The organism is Desulforhopalus singaporensis (assembly GCF_900104445.1).
GTDB classification, from domain to species: Bacteria; Desulfobacterota; Desulfobulbia; order Desulfobulbales; family Desulfocapsaceae; genus Desulforhopalus_A; species Desulforhopalus_A singaporensis.
This window is the reverse complement of the sequence record NZ_FNJI01000066.1, coordinates 1-9,430: the sequence shown is the minus strand read 5'-3', so window position 1 is coordinate 9,430 and position 9,430 is coordinate 1. Positions and strand designations below refer to the sequence as shown.

Here is a 9,430-nt window from a genome sequence, read left to right as displayed (position 1 = left end):
CTTGGGAGAAAGGCCTTGAAGAGCGCCTTCACGCTGCTGGCGCCTCCAAGTAGTGATGTTGGAGTAATACAGGCCCTCCCGGCGCAGGATGGCACCGATATCGCCGGGATCAGTAGCGGCGTCAATTTCAGAGAGAATCCGGAGCTTGTATTTGGCCGTAAATCTCCGCCGTGGTTTCTTTTCCGGTACTTCCGGATCGGGTCTTTGTGGTGTTGAGTCGTTCAATGGTCCTGGTTGCTGTTTGGTGTTGATGGATTTTACTTTCAGCTGCATGTGAAAACTCCTAACCGCCCTACACTAATTTTGCAAGGGGTAGGTGTTTCACCCATATTGACACAGAGGGAAAACGAAAACAAATAGCTTAAAATTGAGGTGTTTGAAATAATATTTCGATATTTCAAGAGAAAACTGACTCGCCTGGTCCCAGAAGCTGGAAGAGCACTGGAAACTCTTAAAAGACACATAGTAGAGATATGAAAAACGAGATCGAAAAATACCTCTCACAATTCAAAGGTTCAGAAAGCAGTTACCCCTTCGGCCCGGAAGCCTTGGTTTTCAAGGTGATGAACAAGATGTTTGCGCTTGTCTCACAAGACAGGGATATTCCAATCGTTACGCTCAAATGTGCTCCGGAAGACGGAGCGGCTTTAACGAGCCAATTTGAGTCTGTGTCTCCAGGCTATTACATGAACAAGAAACATTGGGTGACAATATCTCTTACAGGAGAACTACCCCAGGACATGTTGTCTTCATTGGCAGAGGAATCGTACAGGTTAGTCACAAGCAAACTCTCCAAAAAAGATAAAACAGAACTGGAAAATCTATAATACCGAAAAGCACCTCTCAATCTCTTGAAAGGGACGCCCTTATCAAAGTATCTCGTACCTGCTGCTGTTAGCTTCTTGCAACAGGAAGATTATATCACAACAAGTCGTCGATTTTCTGCGCTTTAGCTGTACTGCTGTGGTAATACCCCCAATGTCAGGGAAGTTGCAGCATGGGCTGAACCCCGCTATAAAAGGGGGCAGGTGACGATTCAAACATCGCTCTACTCCAACGAACGTAGCATTTTATGACGACAATCAAAAAACCTGATGGCACAAATCCAGAGAACGGTGACTGTAAATATCGATGGGCCTGTATTTCCCTGCTGGTTTCACTAATTTTTCTTGGGAGTGTTTTTGGCTATTATCACAAAAAAGATCCTCTCTCAGTTGAAGAAAGAGAGTGGCTTACTGCTCATAATGGGCAAATAGTTTTGATTCAGAATTGCACGTTTCCTCCCATTGAGTTTGTTGATGACAATGGCTTGTGGAACGGCATCTCAAAGGATTATATAACACTGATTGAGGAACGACTCGGGTTTCGGTTCAAACGAATGCTCGAATGTGAATTTGAAAAGACCATCGAGACTCTACAGAAAAAAATTGCTGCAGTTAAATGCAACTTTCAGGAGACCCCGGAACGACAATCATACCTGTCTTTTACTGCCCCCTATCTTGAACTACCCAACGCGATCATCATGCGTAAGGAGGCAAAGCGTTCCCTGCATCTTGCCGAAATGAAAGACATGAAAATCGCGCTCGTTAGAAACTTTGCTATTCATGAATATATCCAGGTAAACTATCCTCATTTTACTCTGTTATTAGTTGACAGCTCTTTGGATGGACTGAAGAAAGTAGCTTTTGGCCAGGCTGATGCCGTGATCATCAATCTTGCCGTCGCATCCTATTATATTGAATCTCAAGGGTTGACCAATCTTCGGATGGTAGGAGTTGCAGGAGAATCCAACCGATTGAGTTTTGCCTCAACAAGAGATATGCCAATGCTGGATCGGATTTTGGCTAAGGGATTGGCGGAAATTTCCAGCAAAGAAAAAAAGTCAATCCTGAAAAAATGGATTCATCTGGAGCAGGGCGGCGTTATTTACGACAAACGCTTTTGGTATACCGTTGGTGGTATCTATCTCGTGGTTCTCGCTGTTACCGGCTCGGTGTTTACCTGGAACAGGATATTGAAGTCCCAGGTAGACCAAAAAACCCGGGAGTTGAAACAAGAGTTGGCGGAGCGAAAAATGATGGAACTGCAATTGCTCCAATCTGAAAAGATGGAGGCAATCGGTACATTTGCCGGTGGAATCGCCCATGATTTCAACAATGCCCTGGCAGCTATTATTGGATATTGTGAGATGATTGACACAGTCGACGCGCAAGAGGGAACTCGGCTTAAGTGGCGGATAACCCACGCCTTAAGAGCAGCGTATCGGGCAAAAGGGCTGGTGCAACAGATATTGACTTTCAGTCGTCAGACGGAGCAGGAAAAAAGACCCATCTACCTGAGCCCTGTAATAACGGAGGTAATGGACTTTATGAAGGCCACTCTGCCAACCACTATAAAAATTACCAAGACCATCAAGACGGACAACGATGTGATAAATGCGGACCCCACCCAGATCCATCGGGTGCTGATGAATTTGTGCTCCAATGCCGCCCAGGCCATGCAGGAGCAGGGGGGAACCCTGGAACTTGTACTCTCGCGGACCAAGACTCTCCCAACCAGCGCCTTCCTCAAGTCAAAGCAGGAATCTGGATCGTTTATCTGTCTGGAAGTTCATGATTCCGGAGTTGGAATAGAACCAGCCATTATCAATAAGATCTGTCAGCCGTTTTTCACGACGAACAGCCGGTCTGGAGGAACCGGCATGGGATTGGCGGTCGTTCATAGCATAATCAAGGATCTTGACGGAAGTCTGGTCGTGGACAGCGAGCCGGGCAGGGGGAGTCGTTTCACCGTTTATCTTCCTGAATGCCATGCAACGGTGACTACGCCGGGACAGCTTGGTGCAGCAGGTAGTGTTCATCGCGCAGCAACAATTTTATTTGTGGACGACGAGTTGCCGCTGGTTGAATTTGTTGAAGATCTTCTCAATCACCACGGCTATAATGTTATCGTCAGCGATAATAGCGTGTCAGCTCTGGAGATTTTTTGGAATGACCCGGAACGGGTCGATTTGGTGATTTCGGACATCACCATGCCTCATATGACCGGGATCGAGCTTGCCGAAGAAATTTTAGCGATTCGGCCGGAAATTCCTGTGGTGCTGTGTTCAGGGGGGAATGTGAGCGGATCGGAGCAAGAGCTTTTGTCCATAGGGGTTCGCCGGCTGGCGAAAAAGCCCTTGGGGGCAACCCAGCTCATTCGTATCGTGCAGGAAGAGCTTCAGGCTTCTTTCAGTTGAAATGGTTCATTGGTTACGTAAAGAGATTATGGCAAAAATACTGGTAATAGACGATGATGTTGATATCTGCCTGATGCTGTGTGACGTAGTGGAGGTCATAGGGCATCAGGCGGAATATGCCAAAACTCTTGGCAAGGGCGTCGATATGGTGCTGGCAGGCGAATATGACGTTGTGCTGCTGGATGTCAACATGCCGGACGGTAATGGACTGGAAGCCCTGCAGACAATTCGCAGCGTCGCTCGACCGCCTGAGGTTATCATAATTACCGGCGTGGGGGATCCCGACAGTGCTGAACTGGCCATCCGCAATGGCGCCTGGGATTATATCCAAAAGCCGCTTTCAAGTCAGAAAATCATCCTGCGCTTGAAGCGCGTCTTGCAATATAACGACAGCTTAAAGAGTTCTTCAGCCAGGGCCTGGGCCTTCAGCCGGCAGGGAATAGTGGGTGACAGCTCCAAACTCAATACCTGTCTTGATGAGATTGCCACAGCCTCCTCCAGTAACGGTAATGTTATCATTTTGGGGGAAACAGGTACCGGGAAGGAACTGCTTGCCCGAACTCTGCATGCAAACAGCAGACGCAAAGAACATAAGTTTGTAGTGGTAGATTGCGCCTCGTTGACCGAAACACTCGTCAAAAGTACCTTGTTTGGCCATGAACGCGGTGCTTTTACCGGTGCGGACCGGTCAATGGAGGGGTTGGTCAAGCAGGCTGACGGCGGCACACTGTTTCTTGATGAGGTGGGGGAGTTGAGCCTGGAGAGCCAGAAAGTATTTCTCCGGGTGTTACAGGAACACAGTTTCCGGCCGATTGGCGGAAAGAGTGAGGTTGAAAGTGATTTTCGCTTGATTTCAGCTACTCACAGGGATGTTGACAAGATGGTCTGCGAAAAACAGTTTCGCCAGGATCTTTTCTATCGACTCTGCGCTATCACGATCGAGGTGCCTCCGTTGAGGGAAAGACCCGAAGATATAGAGCAATTGGTTACCTATTTTACCAACAACCTGTGCCGCCGCTACAGCATTCCGCCAAAAGAAATCTCTCCTGATTTTCTGGAGGCTCTATATGGATATCTTTGGCCCGGGAACGTCAGGGAACTCTACAATGTTGTCGAAGCTGCAGTCAGTACCAGTAACCTTGAGCAACAACTCTGTTCACAGCATTTGCCGACAAACATCCGTATCCATGCGGTTCGTTCATCAATAAAAAAAGATAACGACTCGGGGGCGGGGTCTACTCCGGACTGGCCCGCTGTAGAACTTCCACCATTTAAACAATACAGGGACGGGATTCGAGAGCGTGCGGAAAAGCAATATCTTGGCAGGCTCATGGAAATTTCCAGAGGCAGCATTAAAGAAGCATGCCGAATCAGTAGACTCGGGCGGACCCATCTCTATGCCCTGCTGAAAAAATATAACATCTCCAAGACCGGTTGGTCCGAATGAGCATGCCGTGTCGATGGATCAGTCACTCCCACTGAACAGGTGTCAAAAAAAATGAACATTTGTTCGTAAATATTTACATTCGTCCTGCTTCCCACCTCCTTTTTCCTGCTTAACTCCCCGTAATCAGAAGTGTAGCGATTCAAGGTTCCCCTCTCCTGGTCCTGGCACAGCTATTGCTTTTCCTCCTTCGGATCAATTGATAACGGTGTCCATTGGATTTATGTCAAAACAATTTCAGCTGATCAATTTCTGGTCTTATGGGGTGATCACCTGAAAATCAAGCGACAGAGAGGGCTGGGTGTCACGATTGATGACCGGGTTCTGCTGTTTGAAAACAGTTTTTAATAATGGTTGAAGGAGGTGGTTCGCAAACAGGGTCCGCAGGGTGTGAGTGAATGAGATTTTCATCTGTATTTACAACAACAAAGGGAAAATATGAAAAACAAGAAATGTTTATTGGTTCCAATTATTACTCTGTGCTTGATGTTGGGCACAGCAGTGGTGTATGCCGGCAATGGCGCTGATGTTATTTACCACAACGGGACGATTGTCACCGTGGATCCATCCGACAAGATCGCTGAGGCCATAGCGGTTAAGGAGGGTAAGATTGTGGGGGTTGGCGCTACCGATGAGATAATGAAACAGTTTAATGGTGACAACACCCAAAAAGTGAACCTGAAAAACACGACAATGTTGCCGGGGTTCTATGATGCTCATGGTCACTTCGGGTTATGGTACTGGCGCCAGGTTCAGCTGGGAAGCGGTCCGTTCGGTCCGATAAAAAACATCCCGGACCTGGTTGCGGCTCTGGCAGAGAGGGCCCAAAGTACACCTGAAGGTGAATCGGTGGTAGGGCGTGGGTATGATGATGTTTTTATGGAGGAAAAGACTCATCCGACGAGGCTTGATCTGGATAAGGCGTCAACCAGGCATCCCATACTGATCAGGCACTTCTCGGGGCATGGCAACGTAATAAACACTTTAGCCCTGGAACAGACCGCTGTCGATAAAAATGGAGTAGTTACCCCCGATCCCCCCGGCGGAGTTATCGGCAGATTTCCCGATGGAACACCCAACGGCCAGTTTTGGGGGACTGCCAGCAAGTATCTGGTGAAAGCGGATGGCAGTTCTTTTTATCCGGTAAACACTCCTGAGAGTCGGCTGGAAGACATAGCCCATGAAAGTGAAATTTATGCTTCAGTGGGAACCACAACTGCAAATCTTGGCGGCAGCCAGACCATGGCCGATTTTGAACTTTTCAGGCAGGCTGCAGATGAGGGCGCGCTCAAAATACGAACGACACTCTGGTTTAGCTTGCCCGAAGCTGTAAAAGTTCATGATCAATTCAAGATGGACCTGCCTGGCAAGAGTCGAATATTGCCCAAATACGCGGGCAAAAACGATCTGGTCGTAGCAAATGGCACAAAATATTTTGCTGACGGCTCACCTCAATTGCGTACTGCCTATATGAGCGAACCCTTTCATACCCCGGGGCCGTATCCTGCTGACTGGACTGGTCTGCAATACCTGACAAGCGAGGAGGTCAAGCAGGCATTTGTGGATACACACGAGGCCGGGTTTGACCAGATCCACATCCATTGCAATGGCGATGGCGCTGTCGATAACTGCCTGGACGGAGCGGCGGAAATACGGAAAACCGACAAGGGGTATAGAGTTTCTGATGATATGCGCCACACGATCATCCACAGCCAGTTTACCAGGGAAGATCAATTTGATAGAATGAAGCAGCTGCCTGGTGTCATCCCCTCCTTTTTGGGGATGCACATTTACTATCTGGGAGATCGGCATTGGGAAACCTTTTTCGGTCCTGACAGATCTGCCCGGATGAGCGCTGCACAGGACGCCCTCGATCGTGATATACTCTGGACCACCCATGCAGATACCCCGGTATTTGAACACAATCCTCTGGTGTTGATGTGGGCAATGGTCAATAGAATTTCCTACGGAGACAGGCAGGTTTTCACCGAGACGTATGACCCGGATGGCCGTTATCGTTCGGTGGATCAAAGGGTAACTGCAGCAGAAGCCTTGCGGGCCCTGACGATCAACGCAGCCTATCAGGAGTTTGAGGAGGAAGTTACGGGGTCCATTGAGGTGGGCAAACGAGCGGATCTTGTCATACTCTCAGAAAATCCCCTGAAAGTGGACCCAATGCGCATAAGAGATATCAAGGTTCTTGAAACCATAGTGGGTGGAAACTCGGTTTACCAGGCACTCTAAAACATACAGGTAAACTTCAGTATGGGGTAAAACGTCATCCCCTGACCCAGAAACCAGTCAGGGGATGATGAAAATCAAGAGACGCATTCACCCAGTTCTGCAAGTATTTTTTCCCGATCACCGTCAAGGTCGGGTGCGGGCGGTCGTTTGGCCAGGTCAGGAACACCTTCGAACTTGATCGGGTTGCCGGCCATTTTCAACTGGCCAATGTCAGGATCCTCCGTTGTTATAAGCATGTTGCGGAACTCTATGTGCGGATCATTGAGTATATCGGCGACTGTGTTCAGTGGGCCTGATGGAACACCTGCTTTGCTTAATGCGTCAAGCCATTCGGATACAGATCGATTGGCCAGCAGATTTTCTATTTCCCGGGTCAGGGTCTCGACATGTTCTGTGCGCAGCGCATTAGTTGAAAAACGTGGATCTTCCAGTAACTCAGGAGCGTTGAGAACCTCGGATAATCTTTGAAACAGCGAATTATTTCCTGCCGCGATCACAAGGTAGCCGTCTTTGGCCTTAAAAAGAGAAAAGGGTGTGATGGATGGATGGCGTGTACCGAGTGGCTGCGGATTCTCGCCCAGGGCCATATATCTTGCCACAGCATTTTCAAGTATCGCAATCTGCGAATCGAGCATGGCAACGTCGATTTTGGTCCCGGTGCCAGTTTTGGTTCTTTCATAAAGAGCTGTTGAAATAGCTATTGACATAAATAACCCGGCGGTGATATCGCCAATGGATGTACCGACTCGAGTTGGCGGTTGATCTTTGTGTCCGGTAACACTCATTATACCGCCCATCGCCTGGACAACAATATCATAAGCTGGCCGATCCCGGTGAGGGCCAGATTGTCCAAAACCGGAAACGGCAGCATAGATCAGTTCAGGATACCTGGTTTTTAGTACATCCCAGCCTAACCCCAGTTTTTCCATGACGCCTGGCCGAAAATTTTCAATAATGACATCGGCATTCCTGAGAAGGGCGAAGAGGATCTTGCGGTCGTCATCGTTTTTCAGGTCAAGTGCTATTGATTCTTTATCCCGGTTAAGGCTCATGAAATAGGCCGATTTTGTAGTTTGTCCTGATCCGACAAAAGGGCCGATATGACGTGAGTCGTCGCCCCCGTTCGGATTTTCCACTTTTATGACGCGCGCGCCGAGATCAGAAAGAACCATGGTGCAGTATGGACCGGCCAGCACACGAGTCAGGTCTATGACTGTAACACCGGAAAGCGGACCTTGTTTTTGGGTTGTTGTTATATTTTGCATATCGTAACGCCTCCAAAGGCAATAAATTTAACGTTTAAATCAGCCGCCGAATATTGACAGCAGCACTCCGGCGGATACGGCCGAACCGATAACACCTGCGACATTGGGCCCCATGGCATGCATGAGCAGAAAATTGCCGGGATCCTCCTTTTGCCCGACAACCTGTGAGACCCTGGCGGCCATTGGCACTGCGGACACGCCGGCAGAGCCAATGAGCGGGTTGATGTTCATCCGGAAAACCCTGTTCATCAGTTTTGCCAGCAGTACCCCGGAGGCTGTTCCTATTCCGAAGGCGACAACGCCCAGGCAGAGAATGGCAAGGGTTTCAATTTTCAGGAACTGTTCCGCCGTGGCCGTTGCGCCGACAGTTATTCCCAGAAAAATAGTTATGATGTTGATAAGGGCATTCTTGGCGGTGTCCTCAAGGCGGCCCACCACTCCGCACTCCCTGAACAGGTTTCCCAGCATCAGCATGCCGATGAGTGTCGCCGCCGGAGGCACCATCAGGGAGACGATGACCGTGACAATAATCGGAAAGATGATTTTCTCTCTGGTTGTCACGGTACGCAGTTGCGTCATCTTGATGGATCGTTCTTCCCGGCTGGTCAGCAACCGCATTATCGGCGGCTGAATAATCGGAACCAGCGCCATATAGGAGTATGCGGCTATGGCGATCGGTCCGAGGAGATGGGGGGAGAGTTTCGACGATAAAAATATTGCGGTAGGGCCGTCCGCTCCGCCGATAATACCGATTGACGCCGCTTCCTGGGCGGTGAACAATCCTGAGGAAATGGCTCCTATAAAAGTGATAAATATGCCGAATTGTGCTGCTGCTCCGAGCAGCAGCGACTTTGGGTTGGCGATAAGCGGGCCAAAGTCGGTCATTGCCCCAACCCCCATGAAGATCAGGGGGGGGAAGATGCCGAGGTGGTCGCCCTGGAAGAGGTAGTAGAGCAGCCCGCCGGGCTGTACCGTATGGATGAGATTATCCTTTACTTCCAGCACCGGTTCGGCCATCAATCCGGCGAGCGGCAGGTTGGTCAGTATTACGCCGAAGGCGATGGGCACGAGGAGAAGCGGTTCAAACCTTTTCACTATAGCCAGGTAAAGCAGAACACAACCAACCAGCAGCATGGTGATCGCCCCCGGAGTCAATCCGTATAAACCTGTGGACTTGAAAAACTCAAGTAGTGCTTCAAGCATGGTAGGACTCCTTGAATTGTTATGACAAAACCACCA

Annotated in this window: 6 protein-coding genes and 1 pseudogene; 4 read left to right on the top strand and 3 right to left on the bottom strand. The window is 49.2% G+C overall.

What is annotated here, in order from left to right:
* Positions 1-273 (bottom strand): annotated as a pseudogene (locus BLQ17_RS21025) (hypothetical protein); the annotation flags it as partial.
* A gap of 200 nt (positions 274-473) precedes the next feature.
* On the opposite strand from BLQ17_RS21025, the gene BLQ17_RS21020 reads away from it, so the two are divergent.
* The 4 genes from BLQ17_RS21020 to BLQ17_RS21005 all read left to right on the top strand — a co-directional run bounded on the left by BLQ17_RS21020 (position 474) and on the right by BLQ17_RS21005 (position 6,926).
* Positions 474-827, top strand: coding sequence for an MmcQ/YjbR family DNA-binding protein (locus BLQ17_RS21020; protein WP_092226130.1), 354 nt, complete (start codon positions 474-476; stop codon positions 825-827).
* 245 nt (positions 828-1,072) lie between these two features.
* Positions 1,073-3,238, top strand: coding sequence for an ATP-binding protein (locus BLQ17_RS21015; protein ID WP_092226128.1), 2,166 nt, complete (start codon positions 1,073-1,075; stop codon positions 3,236-3,238).
* Between the two features lie 28 nt (positions 3,239-3,266).
* A complete protein-coding gene (locus BLQ17_RS21010) occupies positions 3,267-4,685 on the top strand; it encodes a sigma-54-dependent transcriptional regulator (protein ID WP_092226133.1) in 1,419 nt (472 codons plus the stop codon).
* 483 nt (positions 4,686-5,168) lie between these two features.
* Complete coding sequence (locus tag BLQ17_RS21005) at positions 5,169-6,926, top strand: amidohydrolase (protein ID WP_176761377.1); 1,758 nt, start codon at positions 5,169-5,171, stop codon at positions 6,924-6,926.
* Between the two features lie 74 nt (positions 6,927-7,000).
* On the opposite strand, the gene BLQ17_RS21000 is transcribed toward BLQ17_RS21005, so the two are convergent.
* Entirely contained in the window at positions 7,001-8,191 is a 1,191-nt protein-coding gene (locus BLQ17_RS21000; protein WP_092226125.1) for a CaiB/BaiF CoA transferase family protein, read from the bottom strand.
* 39 nt (positions 8,192-8,230) lie between these two features.
* Positions 8,231-9,394: a sodium ion-translocating decarboxylase subunit beta gene (locus BLQ17_RS20995; protein ID WP_092226123.1), complete on the bottom strand. Its 1,164-nt coding sequence runs from the start codon at positions 9,392-9,394 to the stop codon at positions 8,231-8,233.
* Between the last annotated feature and the right edge of the window lie 36 nt (positions 9,395-9,430).

What these genes read in the sequence shown, in the direction of transcription:
- BLQ17_RS20995 (WP_092226123.1), bottom strand. Translation starts at nt 9,394, where the DNA reads ATGCTTGAAGCACTACTTGAGTTTTTCAAGTCCACAGGTTTATACGGA.
- BLQ17_RS21020 (WP_092226130.1), top strand. Translation starts at nt 474, where the DNA reads ATGAAAAACGAGATCGAAAAATACCTCTCACAATTCAAAGGTTCAGAA.
- BLQ17_RS21005 (WP_176761377.1), top strand. Translation starts at nt 5,169, where the DNA reads ATGTTGGGCACAGCAGTGGTGTATGCCGGCAATGGCGCTGATGTTATT.
- BLQ17_RS21000 (WP_092226125.1), bottom strand. Translation starts at nt 8,191, where the DNA reads ATGCAAAATATAACAACAACCCAAAAACAAGGTCCGCTTTCCGGTGTT.
- BLQ17_RS21010 (WP_092226133.1), top strand. Translation starts at nt 3,267, where the DNA reads ATGGCAAAAATACTGGTAATAGACGATGATGTTGATATCTGCCTGATG.
- BLQ17_RS21015 (WP_092226128.1), top strand. Translation starts at nt 1,073, where the DNA reads ATGACGACAATCAAAAAACCTGATGGCACAAATCCAGAGAACGGTGAC.